The following is a 16,700-nucleotide window of genomic DNA, read 5'->3' on the forward strand; positions in this document are numbered from 1 at the left end:
CCCCCCGGAAACTCCCACAGCCCTCCCAGCATGGCGTCGTCGGGGCGGCGCTGAATGAGCAGGCGACCGGCTTCGTCGAACACGAGTCCTACCGCGATGTCTTTGTGGGGAATCGGCGTGCTCTCGGGCGTTACGGGGTAGCGCTCGGGGGTGCCCTCCTCTGCGGCCTTGCACACCGGCTCCAACACGCACGCGTCGCAAGCGGGATTGCGCGGCGTGCAGACGGTAGCGCCCAGTTCCATCAGCGCCTGGTTGGCATTGCCCGGATCGTCGGGGTCGACGAGCGCATCGGCGAGGGCCTGCAGGCGGCGGCGCGTGGCGCTGCGGGTGGCGTCGTCGTCGATCGCAAAGACGCGCGTAAGCACGCGAATCACGTTGCCGTCGAGCACGCCGTGGGCCTTCCCAAAAGCAATCGACGCCACCGCCGCTGCAGTATACGGACCGATACCCTTCAGCGATTTGAGTCCGTCGTACGTGGCGGGCACTGTGCCGCCGTGCTCGCGCACCACCGTCTGCGCAGCCTCGTGCAGGTAGCGGGCTCGTGAGTAGTAGCCCAGGCCCTCCCACTGCTGCAACACGGCATCGCGCTCGGCCTCGGCCAGGTCGTGTACGGTCGGAAAGGCCTCCACAAAGCGCCGGTAGTACGGCTCCGCCTGATCGACGCGGGTTTGCTGCAGCATAATCTCCGACACCCAGATGCGGTACGGGTCGTCGGTCTCGCGCCACGGCATCTCGCGCTTTACGTCGTGATACCAGTCGAGAAGCGCCTCGCGAAAACGCGTGCGGTGGGCATCGGTAATCTCGGTCAGGTCGGGAGCGGACACGGGGAGTGAGGGCTGTTTGAGACTGGCTTGCTTGTCATGAAGCACGGGCATACGCGATGCATCTATCTGCGACGCGTACCTACGACGCATCGGTCAGATGCTCGGCGCGGGCTTCGTCGCCCCAGAGTTCGTCGAGCCGTGCATCGCGGCGGCAGCCCTGGCGGTAGCGGTTGTAGTGGCCGGGGTTCTTCTGGTAGAAGTTCTGGTGGTACTCCTCGGCCGGGTAGAATGCGTCGAACGATTCGATGGGTACGACCACCGGATCGTCGAAGCGCTCAGCAATGGCATCGCGGGTCGACTCAGCCAGGGCGCGCTGCGCGTCGTTGTGTGCAAAGATCACCGGCGCATAGATGGCGCCCCGGTCGCAGAACTGTCCGCCATCGTCGAGCGGATCGATGTTGCGCCAGTAGACGTCCAGCAGCGTCTCGTAGCCAACGACCGCTGCATCGTAGATGACCTGCACGACCTCGATGTGCCCCGTGCCTCCAGCAGTAACGTCGTCGTAGGACGGGTGCTCAACGTGTCCGCCTGAAAATCCGGAGACAGTAGCCGCCACGCCATCGAGCTTGTCGTAGGGCGGCTCCATGCACCAGAAGCACCCGCCCCCAAACGTCGCGGTGTCCGGCTCGGCCAGGGCACTGATGTCCACGTCGGGCTCGTAGAGCGGCTCGGGATCGCTTGACTGGTTCGATCCAGAAGAGGCGTCGGCGCAGCCGAGTAGCAGCGCGGTGCTTACGATGAGCAGGGTGAGGAGAAGGCTTCGCATGAGGGTTGACAGGTTGTTGAGTGATGTAGAGCGGGCTAAGGAAATCCAAGAGCTGGGGACAAGTCGCTGAACACGGGCCGCCCTCTATCGCAGTTCTGGGAGCGGTTCGTCTTCGGGGACGAAAGCCAGCGCCAGGCCGTTGTTGCAGTAGCGCAGTCCGGTCGGGGCGGGGCCGTCTTCGAAGACGTGGCCCTGATGGCCGCCGCAGCGGGCACAGTGGTACTCGGTGCGGATCATGCCCGCGCTGGTGTCGCGCTTGGTGCCCAGGCGCCCGTCGAGCGGGGCCCAGTAGCTGGGCCAGCCGGTGCCGCTCTCGTACATCGTGGTCGACGGAAAGAGCGGCAGGTGGCATGCCGCGCAGATGAACGTGCCCCGACGGTCTTCGTTGAGCAGCGGACTGCTATAGCGCGGCTCGGTGCCCTCCTCAAACAGGATGTGGTACGCGTCGTCGCCTACCAGCTCGCGCCAGGCCTCAGCGGTACGACGGCTCTCGCCCACCGCTTCTACCGGCGGGTGGATGTGCAGCGCGTCGGTATCGACTTCGCCCGTTACCACGCGCGCTTCGGGGGGGACCGGAGCCACGTGCAGCGTGTCGGCGCGGGTCTCGGCGTTCGGGGCCGACTGCCCGTTGCGACAGCCTACGAGCGCAGAGGGGGCGATGCAGCACACAGCGAGGCCTTTCAAAAAGGTAGCACGGGTCATAATAGCATCAGAAATACGGGGTTCGCGAAATACAGACACGAAGCGCTATGCGTCCGCATCCACCTGAACCTGAACGAAAAGCGTGTCGGTGGGTGCGTCGGTATCGGGCACGAGCACGATCTCGTAGGTGCCTGGATCGGCATCAGCAGCGGGCCAGGCCAGCGTCCGTCCGGCTACGCCGCTGAAGGGCGGGCCGTCGATGAGCCGGTAGCGGCGCACCTCGGTGCCCGATAGGCTGGCCGGCAGGGTCGTGGTGAGCACCGTGCCCGCCTCGATGGTGAGCTGCAGGGTGTCGACAGGCGCAACACCGGTAGCGTCTGGGGGTTTGACCCAGCCCATTGTGACAATCAGAACGGCAGCAACGAAGCTGGCCAACGCCGCTTGCAACGCAAAAGTACGCACAGGCCTATCGCGGTGGATGAGTAGAATACGTGTCGCCTGCCTATACCGATGCCTTGGAATCGGGTTGCTCGCTGTATGGCTCTGGGGCGCAACGATTCCGTTGACCTTTGCGCAGGAGGGGGCGCAGGAGGATGCGAACGCGGTGCCCTGGGCGTTGGTTGTCGACGGCACTCCGGCCAGCTGGCCTACAGAGCAGGGGGCTTCGCCTCCGGATTCGGTGCGTGCGGCAGCCCAGGTGCTGGCCCGCCACTACCAGCGACGGGGCTATCTGCACGCTACTGTCGACTCGGCTACGGTGCATGCCGAGCCCCCGCCCCGCGCCACGTTCTACGTATCGCGAGGGCCTCGCGCTGCCGTCGATGCGGTCGTCCTTGAGGGCGCCGACGCGCTTCCCGAACAGGCGCTGCGCCGCACGATGGAGCTACGCAGCGGCGCGCCCCTCGACCAGTACGTGCTCGACGGCGATCTTCATGCGCTGCGCGAGGCCTACCGCGCCGAGGGCTATCCGCTCGCCCGGGTCGGCGTCGCCGCCATTCGTCCAACCGATGACACGGAGACTGTCACAGTGCATCTGTCCATCGACGAGGGCCCCCAGCTGTGGCTGAAGTCCATCGTGCTGGAGGGCGCCGAGCGCACCCGCCCCGCCTACGTGGCGCGGGCTGCCGGGCTTGCCTTCGACGCACCGCTACGGGACTACGACGGTGCGGCGCTGCAGCAGGCGCTTGAAGGCACCGGGCTCTTTGAGCAGGTGGAGCGGCCCGCTATACAGATCGACGCGGATGGCGGCGCCACGCTCACGGTTCCGCTTGAGGAGCGCCCGCCCGGCGTGTTCGACCTGGTACTGGGCCTGCTTCCCGACGGGGGCGTGGGCGGATCGACCGCGCTCGTAGGATCGGGGCGCCTGGAGCTGGAGAACCTGTTCGGAGGCGGACGCGAGGCCGATCTGCACCTCGACCAGCGTCCGGGACGCACCAGCGCGGTGAATGTGCGGCTGCGCGATCCGTTTCTGCTGGGGCGGGCACTGGATGCAGAGGCGGCGTTCTCGGGCGTGCAGCGCGACTCGTCGTACAGCACGCAATCGTACCGGGCTTCCTTGGGCTACGACGTGCAGCCCGGCTGGCAGGTGCGCGCCACGGCCACACGCAACGTAACCCGACCGGGGCCGCGCGGCCAGGCGCTGCAGCAGGGCGAGCAGCGCGTGGCCCGCAGCCGCTCGCTCCGGGTGGGCGTTGGGCTTCGCATCAACCGCGTCGACAGCCGTCGCAGTCCACGCCAGGGCCTGCGCGCCGACCTGCTGATCGAGCAGGGGCGTCAGCAGCGCACCGGTCGGCGCGTGGTAGAAGGCGACACCGTGCGCACGCAGCAGACGGGCCGTCCGGCCCGCATGCAGGGTCACCTGCGCACCTTCTGGCCAGTGGGTGCGCGCCAGGTGGTCGTGGCCGGGGGCAATGCCCGCGGAGTGTTTACCGAGTCGTACGACATCAGCGATCTGTTTCGGCTGGGCGGATTCGACTCGCTACGGGGCTACGACGAAGACCGGTTCATCGGGCGGTTTGTCGGGCGCATCTTGGTGGAGCATCGCCTCTTCGTAGATCGCACCTCGTTTGTGTTCGCCTTCGCCGAAACCGGGTGGGTCGACCGGCCCGAGATTGAGGGGCGCGCTGCTGCTACGAGCTGGCATCCGAGCGCCGGCATTGGCGCGGAGCTGCGTACCGGACTCGGGCGCGTGAACATCAGCTATGCGATGAATCCCGACGACGGCGGCCCCACCGACGGACGCGTGCACCTGGGGCTGGCGGTGGCGCTGTAGATGGCCTGCGTGCAGCATCCGCTTATGGCGCAGGCCCAGCTTTAAGGCGCAGGCCCGGCTACCTGGCACACGTATTCGTGATGCTGTACTGAAAGATTGTTGCGTGGTCGCGGCAGGTCACGTACAGCGATTGCTGATCGGCCGAGAGACTGAGAATCTGTTTGGGTTTTGGTTCGATGGAGAGAGCGAGCGCCGCTCGTAGCCCAAATTAAGAAATCAAAACAGGTTCTAAAAGCGCCATCGCAGTCCAGCGATGGCGTAATGGAGCGTGGCGAAGTTATACACCTGCTCGACGTCAGCGCCACCCTCAAGAATGCGGTACCCAGCGCTCACGGTCCATCGTTCGTTCAGGTCATACCCGAACGTAAGGGCCGCATCAATGGCCCGGCCTGGCCCCCCAGCAAGGGCATCTGCATCCAGTCGGATACTCCAAGGAGCAACCGGTCGCCATTCTGCGCCGATATGAGCAAGGGGGAGCACGCCCAGATCGTCGTCAAACGATGTGGTATCTCCCTGCTCCAGCTCGATCTTCGCATCGCGGATTTTCCCGGTGAGCCCCACCCATACATTGGTTTGGCTCCCCTCAAGAAGCTGATACCGGTAGGTTAGCCGGTACGAGTTGAACCGGTAGGTAGCCTGCGTTGACTCGTTGGCCCCGTATGTTTCGCCAGCGAATGCGATATCGTCTGATGGGATACCGCTTTCTGTGAGGGTGAGCGGAGCCACCAACAGCCGGGTGCTATGCCGATCGCTGATATGCCAGGTTGTATAGATCCTGCCTGCTGGTGCCGGACCGGAGCCGACAAGTCCTGAAAGCGAAAAGCGTGTGGCTGTGCCGTCGTTGGGCACCTCAGCCGTATTCGACCCTTGCCAGGCGGGGCCGCCTTCAAGCTCTATTGTGAACGTACTCTGTGCGAGTACGGCACCGGGGAATGCAAGAAGGGCGACTGCAAGTAGAGCGATGAAGCGCATTGTATCGACCTGGATAAGATGGATGAGGGGCCCAATTCCTGTATGAGCGGTTGGTAGCTGGCTGAAATGCCGATACGACTGCATCCGCACTCTGACATCAACAGGTGATGCGCGTGTTGCAAGCCCCAGAAAGGCCACCGGTTGGACTCATGATGACGAGAGATCCGTCGGGATTTCGTTCGATGCGGATATCTTCGTTTTCCTGACAGAGCGCAGCAGACGCCGCATCCGAAAGCGGATGCTCAACGTGAATCTGCATGCGCTCCTGTGGAAGCACCGGACGGATCGTACGCGAGGTGGCGCGTTCTGTGGCCTGGCAGGAAAGTGACCTTGTTATTCCGCAGCCGATTCCTCTACCACCTCTACACCGTTCCAGAACGCCACGTGGCCTTTGATGTGCGATGCTTTTTCTTTCGGATCGGGATAGTACCAGGCAGCGTTGTTGTTCTGCTTCTCCCCCACGACCACGTTGTAGTAGTGCGCCTTTCCTTTCCAGGGGCAGGTGGTTTGGTGGTCGCTCGGCTCAAAGAAGGCGTCCTTAATCGATTCAGGTGGGAAGTAGTGGTTACCTTCTACGACAACCGTGTCGTCACTTTCAGCGATAACCGCATCATTCCAGATAGCAAGCATAAGAGTACAGGTATTTGTTAGTGATCAGTGATTAGTGGTCAGTGAGAGTACGCGTGCAAGGTCACAAGTAAACAGATCAAGGGATGCGCAGCAACGGCATGAGCATCCAGAGCACAAGCCCACCGCGCACCGTCCAGGCTACGGTGCGTATCCAGTTTGAAGCAACCAGCCAGGTGTGCGTGCGCGTGCTGAACCCATCAGCCAGCAGGCCATGCAGCGGCGCCTGTACGAGCCCGGTGCTCCCCCAGATGAGCGCGAGCAATCCAGCACCAACCCAGGCCTGCAATGCAGACACGCCGGGGACGTATCCCGCAGCCAGGAGTCCGGCCGTAATCAACTCAAGCGCCATAACCGGTAGCACGATCCATGTGATCCGGTTCATATGAAGCGTCTGATAGGTGGCGTACGTGTCGCTTCCCACATATGCAAACAGCGGATAGTGCACCAGCTGCATCACCCAGATGACCCCTACCATCGTCCATGTAGTGCCCACGTGGGTGAGCAGCACGGTACGCGGATCGAGGAGCAGATCGGTCATGGCAGAATAATCATGGATGGGCGCATCCACGTCAGGCTGAGGGGACGGACTGGTCGGCGCGGACTGCCTCGGCGGCGAGGCGTCCGGTAGCCATGGCGTCGTTGATGGATGCGGTGCGCAGGTAGTCGCCACACACGTACACCGCGCCATGGTGGCGTACGGCATCTGGATTGTGGCGCACGGCAGGGGTTGTCTGATCGGGCAAGGCGTGGGGGATGCGATACGTTTTCAGGTGCGACCATCCGCCAGCGGGCAGGCCGAACCAGTCGATAAGCTCGCGGCGCACGGTTCGTTCGAGCGAGGCATCGTCTTCGACCGGATCGCCCACAACGACGGCCGAGATCAGCGTCTCACCTTCGGGCGCATACGACGGCGCTACGTCCGACATTACCGCGACGTTGTTAAGCAAGCCATCCTGATCGCCATTTAGTGCCAGGATTGGCTCGTCGAGTGGCGACTCTGCGGCCCGGTAGTAGAGACATGTTGTAGCGCGCTGCTTTGCAGGGATGGCCTCGTCCTGAAGCAGCGTACGGGCCGACGGAGCGTCGGTGGCGATCACGACAGCGCTGGCGTCGAGCGTGGTACCATCGTCCATCCGCAGCGTATGCGCGTCTTCGATCGCAGCGACGCGGGTATTGAGATGCAGCTGATCGGCCGGAAGCGTTGATGCCATCTGTTCGGGAATGGCCTGCATGCCCTGCGCCGGCACGGCTGTATCCCCCTGGGCAAACATCTTGAATAGAAACTCGAACAGGCGGCTGGACGCTTCGAGCTCGGTATCGAAGAATACGCCTCCGAAGAAGGGGCGAAAGAAGCGATTGATCATCAGGTCAGAGAAGCCCCAGCGCGTGGCCAATACCTGGCGCGTTGACTGCTCGGGAGCGCTGAATATTTCGTTGAGCGACTGGCTCGTTAGAGCGCCGCGCAGGCGCGCTACGCGCAGCTTGTCCGCAAGGGTACCAACAGGGGCAAAGAGCGTACGCGGCGCATCAAACGGATGACGGAACGGGTCGGCGATGCGGTGAAAGCGCCCGTGCGTGCGCACGAGTGCGCCGTCGTAGAACGGTTTCAGGTTGAGCGCGCCGTAGTCGAGGTGATCCTGGCATTCAGGATAGGCGGTGAGTAGCACCTGAAAACCACGGTCCAGGGTGAAGCCTTCAACAGTGTCGGTGCGCACACGCCCGCCCACGGCGTCGGCGTCATCGACAAGACGAAATGGGATGTTTGCACGGTGTAGGTGAATGGCGCAGGTCAGCCCGGCCATCCCGGCACCAACAATCGTTACAGGAGCGGTAGACAACGGTGTGACGTGTGGTTTTGAGTAGAGTCTTGTGTACGTATTGTCGTGTTACTTGATGCGATACTGTGGAGATTGCTTTTCTTTGTAATTCTGTCGCAATAGGTCGCCGTTCTGCAGGAAAATCGCTGCTCCTAACACTTATTTCGGCCGATGCGGGTGCATGGTGCGCCCGAGTGTATGACGAAGCGCGAATGCAAGGTCATCGAACGCCCACGCGTATCCCTCTTCCTGCAGGCGCGCCGGACGCGCGCGGATGCTCTTGAGCGCCATCGCGTCGGCGGCTTCTCCACTCAGAGCACGAATCAGGGCTTGGGGGATGCGCCACGGCGTGGGTCTACGGAAGATCGTCCCGAGCGTGTCAACGAGCGTGCGTAGCTGCACCGGCTCGGGCGCGGTGGCATTTACCGGTCCACGGAGCGTTTCGCTATGCAGCGCGTGGTGGATGGTGCCCAGCAGGTCATCGAGCGCGATCCAGGGCACAAACGCATCGCCCCGGCCCGGCGTGCCGCCGAGTCCGGCCTGCACGAGCGGCGCCAGCACCTGCAGCGCGCCGCCGTTTGCCGCGAGCACGACTCCGATGCGCAGGTGCACCGTACGGATGCCGGCTGCCTCAGCCGGGGTGGTGGCCGCCTCCCACGCGGCGCAGACCTCGCCCAGGAAGTCGGTGGTACGCGGCGCGTCAGATTCGGTGACAGACGTGTCGCCGCGGTCGCCGTACGCGCCAACGGCCGAGGCTGATATAAACGCGCTGGGCGGGTCGTTGAGCGAAGCGAGGGCATCGGCCAGCAGGCGCGTGCCCCGGGCGCGGCTGTCGAAGATGCGCGCCTTCTTGGCATCGGTCCAGCGCGGAGCAAAGACGTTTTCTCCAGCGAGGTGCACGACCGCGTCAACGCCGTTGAGCGCTGCCGCATCCACCTGACCGGTGCTGGGGTTCCACATGATCTCGTCGGGGCGCGTGGCTGGGCGCCGCACGAGGCGATGCACGGTGTGGCCGCCCGTACGCAGAAACGCCACGAGCGCACGGCCTACGAGTCCGCTGCTTCCGCTGATGGCAATGCGCTTCGGCGCGCTCTCATACGCGCGGTGCCGGTCGAGGTCGTGCCGGGTGATGCGGTGGCGGTACGCAAACTGGCGGCGCAGCTCGGGTTCGGCTACGTACGGAGCCAGCGCGGTGCTGAGCGGCGCGAGTGGCAGTTCGTACGTGATGTCGTCGACCAGGCGGCTGCGTGTATCGCTGATCGGCTCAAAGCAATGCTGGTGGTTCCACTGCTTGAACGGCCCCTGCACCTGCCGGTCACAGAACTGGCGGCCTGACTGGTGCCCGTGGTGTTCGGCGATCCAGGTGAGGGCCAGCGGTTCGTAGCCGAGCCGAATGACCGCCCGCTCGCCGTTGCCGATGCCCTCAAACGCGGCCAGCTCGACCGGAGCCCAGGGCGGAGTGAGCCGCTGGAACGCACCCGGACGCGCATGCCAGTCGTAGAGCGCCTGGGCAGAAACGTCGAGTACCGAGGGGAAGCGAAGGGTGGGCATATACTGGCAATGATTGGGAGGAGTGGTTGTTAACACACGTAGGGATGCAGCATACTGCGTCTCTACGGATCTACGAATTTACCTACCGCACCTCGTCATACGCCTCCATCGCGGCATCGCGCGCCGCGCTGTGGTCTACGATAGGCTTGGGATAGGTCTCGCCCAGCGTAACCCCCGCTTTGCGCAGCGTTCGCGCAGAGGCCTCCCAGGGGGCGTGGAGATCGCTCGTGGGCAGGTCGCGCAGCTCGGGGATCCACTCGCGCACGTAGTCGCCGTTTGGGTCGTGGCGCTCGCCCTGCGACACCGGGTTGAAGATGCGAAAGAACGGCTGCGCATCGGCGCCGGAGCCCGCGGACCACTGCCAGCCCATCGAGTTGTTGGCGAGGTTGCCGTCTACGAGGTGCTCCCAGAACCAGCGCTCGCCATGATACCAGTGGATGAGCAGGTCTTTCGTGAGAAACGAGCCCACGATCATGCGCACGCGGTTGTGCATCCATCCTGTTTCGTAGAGCTGACGCATCCCGGCATCCACGATCGGGTAGCCGGTCTGCCCGTGCTGCCAGCGCTGCAGCGCTTCCTCGTCGTCGGTCCAGGCGAAGTCCTTGAACTTGTCGCGGTAGGTTTCGTCGGGGATCGTGGGGTAGTGGTGCACCATGTGGTACGCAAACTCGCGCCACACCAGCTCCTGCAGGTAGGGCTCGGCCTCCTCGTGAGCGTCGTTGGCATCGGCCCAGTCGGTAACGGCGTGCCACACCTGCAGCGGACTCAGTTCGCCGTGGTGCAGGTACGGCGAGAGCCGCGAGGTGCCGTCGTGGTCGGGGCGGTCGCGCTCGGTCTCGTAGTCGGCGATCACGTGGTCGAGCGTGTACTGCAGGCGCTCGTGTGCCGCCGCTTCGCCGGGCGTCCACACCTCGCTGAGTCCGCCGGTCCAATCCACGCCATCGTGCTCTTTAGGATGCAGACGAAGTTCCTGCACAGACGCGCTATCGGGCCAGGCGTCAGGCGCGGTGTTCGACAGGTCGGGCGCCCCGAGCGGCGGAGCATCGGTGCGCAGCAGGTCGTGCCCGGTCACCTTGTTCCAGAAGGGCGTGTAGACGTGGTACGGTCCGCCACTGGTCGTTTCGACACCTTCGGGGTCGTGCAGGAGCTGGGTTTCGTGGGATACGGAGCGGCAGCCTGCATCCTTCAATGCGGTGGCTACCTCGTTGGCCTGCGCGGCGAGCGTCGGTTCGTAGCGTCGGTTCCAGTGCAGATGGGTAGCGCCGACGGCCTGGGCGCAATCAAGCAGTGCGTCTTTAGCGGGGCCGGTGCGCAGGATGAGCCGTGAGCCGGCTTCCTGCAGGTCAGACTGCAGCGACTGCAGGGATTCGTGCAGCCACCACCGATGCGCGCCGCCGGGCTGCCAGGGCGCCTCGCCGTCGGGGTCCCACACAAATACGGGAACGACCGCTCCGTGCCGGGCGGCAGCGTGGAGGGCGGGGTTGTCGCGCAGGCGCAGGTCGTGGCGGAGCCAGACCAGAGAAACGTCGGACATATCGAGGAGCGTGTTCGGTTGGTGGGTGGTACTAAATCGTGGCTTAAACAGAGGCGACCCTGCTGGGCGCGAGTGAAAGACAGCAGGGCAGCGACGGCTGTGTGCGCGTTACAGCGTGCCGTTGTGCACCTTCGTGCGGATGTCGGCGGCGCGCTCGGCAATGGCGCTCCGCTCCGCATCCCCCTTGCGCCGCACATTGGCCAGCTGAAAGTTCATGCGCCGGTTGCCGCTGAGCGTATCTTCGTGGCGATCCAGGAAATCCCAGTAAAGCGTTGTGAAGGGGCAGGCCTTTGCGCCGGTCGATTCGGCGGGGTCGTATTGGCAGCCAGAGCAGTAGTTGCTCATGCGGTTTACGTACTTGCCCGAGGCCGTGTAGGGCTTGGTGCCCACGTAGCCGCTGTCGGCGTACTGCGACATCCCGAGCATGTTGGGGACCGACACCCACGGCCAGGCGTCGATGTAGAACGCCTCATGCCAGTCGTTGAGCTCCTGCGGATTGATGCCGTAGAGGAGCCCGAACAGTCCGGTGATCATGAGGCGCTGGATGTGATGCCCGTAGGCGTGGTCGACCACCTGCGAGAGCGCATCGTGCATACACGCCATCTGCGTGTCGCCGGTCCAGTAGAAGTCGGGGAGCGGCTCGGAAGCGCCGAGCTCGTTCATGGCAGGCCAGTCGTCGGCGCGGTGCCAGTAGAGGCCGCGGATGAACTCGCGCCAGCCCAGAATCTGCCGGATGAACCCTTCGACGGCGTTGAGCGGAGCGTGGCCGTCGTGGTAGGCGGTTTCGGCGGCGCGGATGACGTCGCGCGGGTCGAGCAGCTTCAGGTTGAGCGCCGGAGAGAGCTGCGAGTGCGAGAGCCAGGGGCGCCCGGTCCACATCGCATCTTGGTGCGTGCCAAAGGTGGGCAGACGCTCGTCGATGAACCGGTTGAGCGCCTCCTGAGCCTGCTGAGGTGTAACGGGCCACGGGAACGGCTCGCTGATGCGCCCGGGCGCATCGGGATAGGCTTCATTCACATCGGCGATGGCCTCCTGCACGTATGGGTCGTCGCGATACGACGGGGGATCGGGCATGAGGCCAGGCCCGTCGGCTCCAAACGACTCGCGGTTCTGCTTGTCGTAGTTCCAGTCGCCGCCAATGGGATCGCCGCTGTCGGTGAGCAGGCAGTTATAGGCGCGGCGCTGCTCGCGGTAGAAGTACTCCAACGTAGGTGATTTGCGTCCGTCAACCCACTCGGTGAATGTGTCGCGGGTGCACAGAAAGTGGGTGTCCTCGTGGAGCGTGAGGGGGACGCCGGCCTCGTCGCAGATGCGCTGCAGCCCGCGACGCTGCTCGATGGATCCGGGCTCGGTCGCATGCACCGCTGTGGGGGAATGCGCCGCGAGGGTCCGGGCCAGATGAGCCAGCGGCCCCGGCTCGGGGACGTCGTCGGTGCAGGCTTCGTAGTGAACCGTGAAGCCCTGCTCGCGCAGTGCATCACGAAAATAACGCTGCGCCGCCACCACATACACGCGTTTCTGTGTGTGCTCGGGCGTATCCGGCGCCGTGTGTTCAGTGAGCACGCACACGTCCTGAGCCGGGTCAGCGTCGCGCAGTGGCGGCGCCGTGCGGCTCAGTTGGTCGCGAAAGAAAACGAGGAGGCGGCGCATGGGGGTATGGGGGGTAGAGGGACGAAAGGCCTGCTCTTCGTAGGAACCGAAGCGGAAACCGAGACGAGGATCGCCAGGGCACAGGTAGAAGGCTGCTTAGCTGCTGCGGACCGTACCGAGCCCGCCATCTACGCCGATAACCTGTCCGGTAACCCAGTCGGCACCGGGATCGGCCAGCCAGCAGATCGCATCGGCTACGTCTTCGGGCTGCCCGACACGGCCCAGCGCGTGCATGGCTTCGGACTGTTTGCGGCCCGCATCGGACTTAAGGATGTTCGCAGACAGCGGCGTGTCGACCAATCCGGGTGCCACGCAGTTGACGCGCACGCCGCGCTTGGCGTAGGTAGCTGCGGCAGACCGGGTGAGCCCAATGATTCCGCTTTTCGCTGCTGCGATGGCCTCATGGTTGTTCAGGCCAATGCGCCCTACAGCCGACGAGCTCAGCACGATGCTGCCACCGCTGCGCATGAGGGCACGCGCTGCAGCCTTCACTGCAAAGAACGATGAGTCGATGTTCAGCGCCATCTGTTCGCGATACTCCTCGATGGAGGTCAGGTGGGCGGGCTTCAGCAGAATAGACCCTACGGTGTGGATGACGCTATCGATACGTCCGTAGGTGTCTGTTGCCGCGTCTACGATGTTCTGCACCTCCTCGTAGTTCGTTGCGTCGAGGGGATGCACGGTGGTTTCAGTGTCGAGCGAAGCCGCCAGCTCGTTCAGGTCAGACTCGGTGCGGGCGCCCAGTACAAGGCGCGCTCCATCAGCAGCCAGGCGCTCCGCTACTTCGGAGCCAATGCCACCGGTGGCACCAATAAGAACGAAGACGGGAGCATCATCAGAAGCAGCCATACGGGTCGGGAAATAGGTTAGCGTGAAATTGAGCGAGAAGCGACCGGTGAAGCACAGCAGGCACACTTAGGTAGGCTGATGTGCCATGCCAGTGCCGTGCTATGCCGGCACCCTGATTGTGTCGCGGAGGCTTGAAGAAAGGGCACCGTTGTATGATTCCGGGCTCATCTAAATATCGGTAGATCGTTACGGCCCGTTTTTACATTTCTGGTGCTACATCGTGCTGCTTTATTTTCAACGGGTCGGGACGAATATGGTAGATCAGGAAGAGGAAGCGCAGGCAGCATCCAAACACAAAAAGCGGATGCCCCTGATGGGACATCCGCTTCGTTCTGTGCACATGCAGTACAGAATGCCTGCTGGATCGCAGGCAGCAGCATGTACTGGGGCATACCAGACGCTACGGCATCAGCACCCCGTCGATTACGTGGATCACTCCGTTTGAAGCACCAACGTCGGCTTCGACGACTTGCGCCTCGCCTACCATAACGCCGTCTTCAGACACGGTGATCGTCAGATCGTCGCCCTGAAGCGTGGATACCGTCTGCTCTCCTTCCTCAAGGTCGCCGGACATGATGTCCCCTTCTACGACGTGGTACAGCAGAATCGATTCCAGCTCAGACTTATCTTCTGCCGCAAGCAGGTCTTCGAGTGCGCCATCAGGCAGTGCTTCAAACGCTTCGTTCGTTGGAGCAAAGACCGTGAACGGGCCGTCCTCTGCAAGTGCAGAAACCAGGCCGGTCGAATCCAGCGCCGTTACAAGCGTGGTGAAGCGCGCGTCAGCCACCGCAATGTCGACAATCGACAGCGTATCTTGAGACATCGCTGGCGCGTCAGCGGGTTCTTCCATATCAGCGGGAGCGTCGGGGGCTTCTTCGCCGTTGCAAGCCGTAAGGCCCACAACGAGAACTGCTGCAAAGAGCAGCATAGAGAGCCCGCGTGCAATGTACGAGTGAGTTGATGTCATGGATAGTCCTCCGTAGTTAGTCAAAATTAAACGTGTGTAGAAAGCGTGTGGGGTGCTGAGCGGGCGTGTGGGGGCTTGAAAGCCTTCCTTCACCTGCGCGTTGTGCGTAAAAATTAACCACTTGACGCACAATGTCAAGTAACCCGCCAATCAGCAACAAATAGCATGGGGTGATTGGAGTGCAACTGCAGCACGAGCGCTATACGATACTGCATTGCCCAATATGGTATGAATGCAACACCAATTACCAATGCACGCTCCGTCCATTTCACCCAAACGTTACACCATTTGCCGAAAAAGGTGTAACGTTTCCCCCATCGTTGCTCCCTTGTTTCGTTATCTCCTTTTTATGTAACGTCGCCCCCCCTGCTCTCCCCGAAGTTCACTCTTCTCTTAAGATGCGTCTAAGATAAGTCGGCGAAAATACGTTTACACCCTGCCACCGCGAGGAGGGTGCCTGCACCGACGTGGCGATCTCATGCGCCTGTTAGAGGTGGATTATCCTGCTATGGGTACACTTATAGACGCACTTTATGGATACAAGACTGCCCCCCATGGGCACTCGTTCGCCCCGAAGATTCTTTTGTAGACCTACCAACTACCAACACGCCTGATGTCTGTATTCGCTTCGAAAGTGCTGAGCCTGCTCATCCATCCGCTCGTGCTCGGCCTCCTTATGCTCTGCATAGGGTGGATACTCACGTGGCGGTACCAGCGCATCGGCATTGTGCTCAGCGGTATCGGACTGCTCATCGTGGCGGTCCCGGCGCTTCCTCTCGTTGCCGACACCCTGCAGTACCAGCTTGAGCGCGTGCATCCGCCTGTTGCTGCGGCAGACCTACCACAGGCCGATGCGATTGTCGTGCTGGGCGGCGGCGTGGGCGCCCCGGCGCCGCCGCGCATCGACCCCGACTTCAACGCAGCCTCCGATCGCATCGTGCACGCGCACCGGCTCTACCAGGCCGAGCGCGCACCGCGCATCGTGGTGAGTGGCGGACGCCTGCCCTGGGCCGATACGCCCCCCGAGGCGCATACCTTACGTAACGTACTTCTGGAATGGGGCGTGCCCGAATCTGCGATCTGGACCGAGCCCGAGAGCGCCACGACCTACGAGAACGCCCAGCGCACCGCCGACCTGCTCCGCGAGCACACCCTCGACCGCGTGCTGCTCGTTACCTCTGCCGCCCACATGCCGCGTGCACTTGCCGTGTTCTGCACCGCCGGAGTACCCGCCGTACCCGCCCCCACCGATCACCAGGTCGTATACGGACCCCGTTCTGCCTTCGACTTCGTACCCCGTGCCGACGCCCTCTCTCGGAGCACCGGCGCCCTGCGCGAGTACGTAGGACACGTCGTCTACCGGCTTCGCGGATGGGTGGCCCCCGGTGCCGTAGCATCGGCAAACACCGGTGCAACCGCTCCCCCTGCCTGCACCCGGTAACATGCTCGGGCCAACACGTTCGAGTTGCCTGCATCCCCCCGTCCTACTGCTCTGTGCTATTGCTTTAGAAGGATGCACACGCTTCTGCCTGTCGCTATCGTCGTACTCGGACTTGCAGCGCCGCCGCCCGTTGAGCGCGTGCCTGTCTCGCAGGTGCACGCTGCAGCCTGGTCTATGTCTTTCGCTACCACGCCTGCTGCACCCGATACCACGCAGCGATGGGACGAAGACGCCTGGACGCCTATCTACCGGACCGAGGGCGTGGCTCTTTCGTACCTCTTCTATCCCGAAGCACGCGGCGACCGCAACGGCGTGGTCGTGCGCATCCGCAACCGCAATGCACATCCCATCTGCTACCGCTTCACCATCATCTTCCGCGGGCCTGCCACCGAGCGCGAAGCCTACGTCCGGGGCTCCGTACCGCCGCACACGCTGCGCACCGGCGACGACGCCGGCCTCTTCTGGACGCCTTTCGACGACGATGAACGCATCGGCGAAATTGGGCTGCGTGGACTTCGCGTCGTTCCTCGCTGTTCATGAGCGGGCGCCTCAGCATCCCCGAATGCCCCAAACCGGCCCACAGGTGTAACGTGTGCGTAGCGCATCCGCCGAACCTGGAGCGCCCCGCATCCGTCTTCTTTATCATGCAGTGTGTTGCAACATAGAGCACCGTGCCCAAGTGGTGGGCCTCTGCCCCAATCCCCTCACCGGATGTTTTCTTCGCTCGTGTCGGTCTTCGCCCTTCGCAGGCCCCCTGCCCACCAAATTCGTCTCGTACTGGCTGC

General features: G+C 63.3%; 17 protein-coding genes. 3 read left to right on the forward strand and 14 right to left on the reverse strand.

Annotated features, from left to right (window positions below):
* From mutY to PPP56_RS01965, 4 genes are all read right to left on the reverse strand, one after another.
* Window positions 1–875 (reverse strand): A/G-specific adenine glycosylase (gene mutY / locus PPP56_RS01950; RefSeq protein WP_353562248.1); only part of this gene is annotated, 875 nt, incomplete at its 3' end.
* A 28-nt stretch (window positions 876–903) separates the two neighbouring features.
* On the reverse strand, window positions 904–1,590 hold the full coding sequence (msrA, locus tag PPP56_RS01955; protein ID WP_353562250.1) for a peptide-methionine (S)-S-oxide reductase MsrA: 687 nt from the start codon (window positions 1,588–1,590) through the stop codon (window positions 904–906).
* A gap of 84 nt (window positions 1,591–1,674) precedes the next feature.
* Window positions 1,675–2,292, reverse strand: a complete 618-nt coding sequence (msrB, locus tag PPP56_RS01960) for a peptide-methionine (R)-S-oxide reductase MsrB (protein WP_353562253.1) — start codon at window positions 2,290–2,292, stop codon at window positions 1,675–1,677.
* A 45-nt stretch (window positions 2,293–2,337) separates the two neighbouring features.
* Window positions 2,338–2,694 carry a hypothetical protein gene (locus tag PPP56_RS01965; RefSeq protein WP_353562255.1) on the reverse strand — a complete coding sequence of 119 codons (357 nt, stop codon included), beginning with the start codon at window positions 2,692–2,694 and terminating at the stop codon, window positions 2,338–2,340.
* 64 nt (window positions 2,695–2,758) lie between these two features.
* On the opposite strand from PPP56_RS01965, the gene PPP56_RS01970 reads away from it, so the two are divergent.
* The gene (locus tag PPP56_RS01970; protein ID WP_353562257.1) at window positions 2,759–4,504 is read left to right on the forward strand and encodes a BamA/OMP85 family outer membrane protein; all 1,746 of its coding nucleotides are present in this window, start codon (window positions 2,759–2,761) and stop codon (window positions 4,502–4,504) included.
* 228 nt (window positions 4,505–4,732) lie between these two features.
* Here PPP56_RS01970 and PPP56_RS01975 read toward each other — a convergent pair whose 3' ends face one another.
* The 10 genes from PPP56_RS01975 to PPP56_RS02020 all read right to left on the reverse strand — a co-directional run bounded on the left by PPP56_RS01975 (window position 4,733) and on the right by PPP56_RS02020 (window position 14,474).
* Window positions 4,733–5,476: a porin family protein gene (locus PPP56_RS01975; protein ID WP_353562259.1), complete on the reverse strand. Its 744-nt coding sequence runs from the start codon at window positions 5,474–5,476 to the stop codon at window positions 4,733–4,735.
* Between the two features lie 97 nt (window positions 5,477–5,573).
* Window positions 5,574–5,735 carry a hypothetical protein gene (locus tag PPP56_RS01980; RefSeq protein ID WP_353562261.1) on the reverse strand — a complete coding sequence of 54 codons (162 nt, stop codon included), beginning with the start codon at window positions 5,733–5,735 and terminating at the stop codon, window positions 5,574–5,576.
* Window positions 5,736–5,809: 74 nt separating this feature from the next.
* Window positions 5,810–6,106 carry a DUF427 domain-containing protein gene (locus PPP56_RS01985; protein ID WP_353562263.1) on the reverse strand — a complete coding sequence of 99 codons (297 nt, stop codon included), beginning with the start codon at window positions 6,104–6,106 and terminating at the stop codon, window positions 5,810–5,812.
* Between the two features lie 76 nt (window positions 6,107–6,182).
* Window positions 6,183–6,644, reverse strand: a complete 462-nt coding sequence (locus tag PPP56_RS01990; RefSeq protein WP_353562265.1) for a hypothetical protein — start codon at window positions 6,642–6,644, stop codon at window positions 6,183–6,185.
* A gap of 31 nt (window positions 6,645–6,675) precedes the next feature.
* Window positions 6,676–7,944 (reverse strand): protoporphyrinogen/coproporphyrinogen oxidase, encoded by a 1,269-nt coding sequence (locus PPP56_RS01995; RefSeq protein WP_353562267.1) that lies wholly within the window; start codon window positions 7,942–7,944, stop codon window positions 6,676–6,678.
* A gap of 138 nt (window positions 7,945–8,082) precedes the next feature.
* Window positions 8,083–9,474 carry a TIGR01777 family oxidoreductase gene (locus PPP56_RS02000; protein WP_353562269.1) on the reverse strand — a complete coding sequence of 464 codons (1,392 nt, stop codon included), beginning with the start codon at window positions 9,472–9,474 and terminating at the stop codon, window positions 8,083–8,085.
* A gap of 82 nt (window positions 9,475–9,556) precedes the next feature.
* Window positions 9,557–11,008: a cryptochrome/photolyase family protein gene (locus tag PPP56_RS02005; protein WP_353562271.1), complete on the reverse strand. Its 1,452-nt coding sequence runs from the start codon at window positions 11,006–11,008 to the stop codon at window positions 9,557–9,559.
* A 108-nt stretch (window positions 11,009–11,116) separates the two neighbouring features.
* Window positions 11,117–12,658, reverse strand: a complete 1,542-nt coding sequence (locus PPP56_RS02010; protein ID WP_353562273.1) for a cryptochrome/photolyase family protein — start codon at window positions 12,656–12,658, stop codon at window positions 11,117–11,119.
* Window positions 12,659–12,754: 96 nt separating this feature from the next.
* Entirely contained in the window at window positions 12,755–13,507 is a 753-nt protein-coding gene (locus PPP56_RS02015) for an SDR family NAD(P)-dependent oxidoreductase (protein ID WP_353562275.1), read from the reverse strand.
* A 400-nt stretch (window positions 13,508–13,907) separates the two neighbouring features.
* On the reverse strand, window positions 13,908–14,474 hold the full coding sequence (locus PPP56_RS02020; RefSeq protein WP_353562277.1) for a fasciclin domain-containing protein: 567 nt from the start codon (window positions 14,472–14,474) through the stop codon (window positions 13,908–13,910).
* A 613-nt stretch (window positions 14,475–15,087) separates the two neighbouring features.
* Between PPP56_RS02020 and PPP56_RS02025 the strand changes: the two genes are divergently transcribed.
* Both PPP56_RS02025 and PPP56_RS02030 read left to right on the forward strand, forming a co-directional pair.
* Window positions 15,088–15,915 carry a YdcF family protein gene (locus tag PPP56_RS02025; protein ID WP_353562279.1) on the forward strand — a complete coding sequence of 276 codons (828 nt, stop codon included), beginning with the start codon at window positions 15,088–15,090 and terminating at the stop codon, window positions 15,913–15,915.
* A 72-nt stretch (window positions 15,916–15,987) separates the two neighbouring features.
* A complete protein-coding gene (locus PPP56_RS02030; RefSeq protein WP_353562281.1) occupies window positions 15,988–16,455 on the forward strand; it encodes a hypothetical protein in 468 nt (155 codons plus the stop codon).
* The last annotated feature ends 245 nt before the right edge of the window (window positions 16,456–16,700 follow it).

It is taken from the genome of Longimonas sp. (assembly GCF_040409695.1).
Taxonomy (GTDB): Bacteria; Bacteroidota; Rhodothermia; order Rhodothermales; family Salinibacteraceae; genus Longimonas.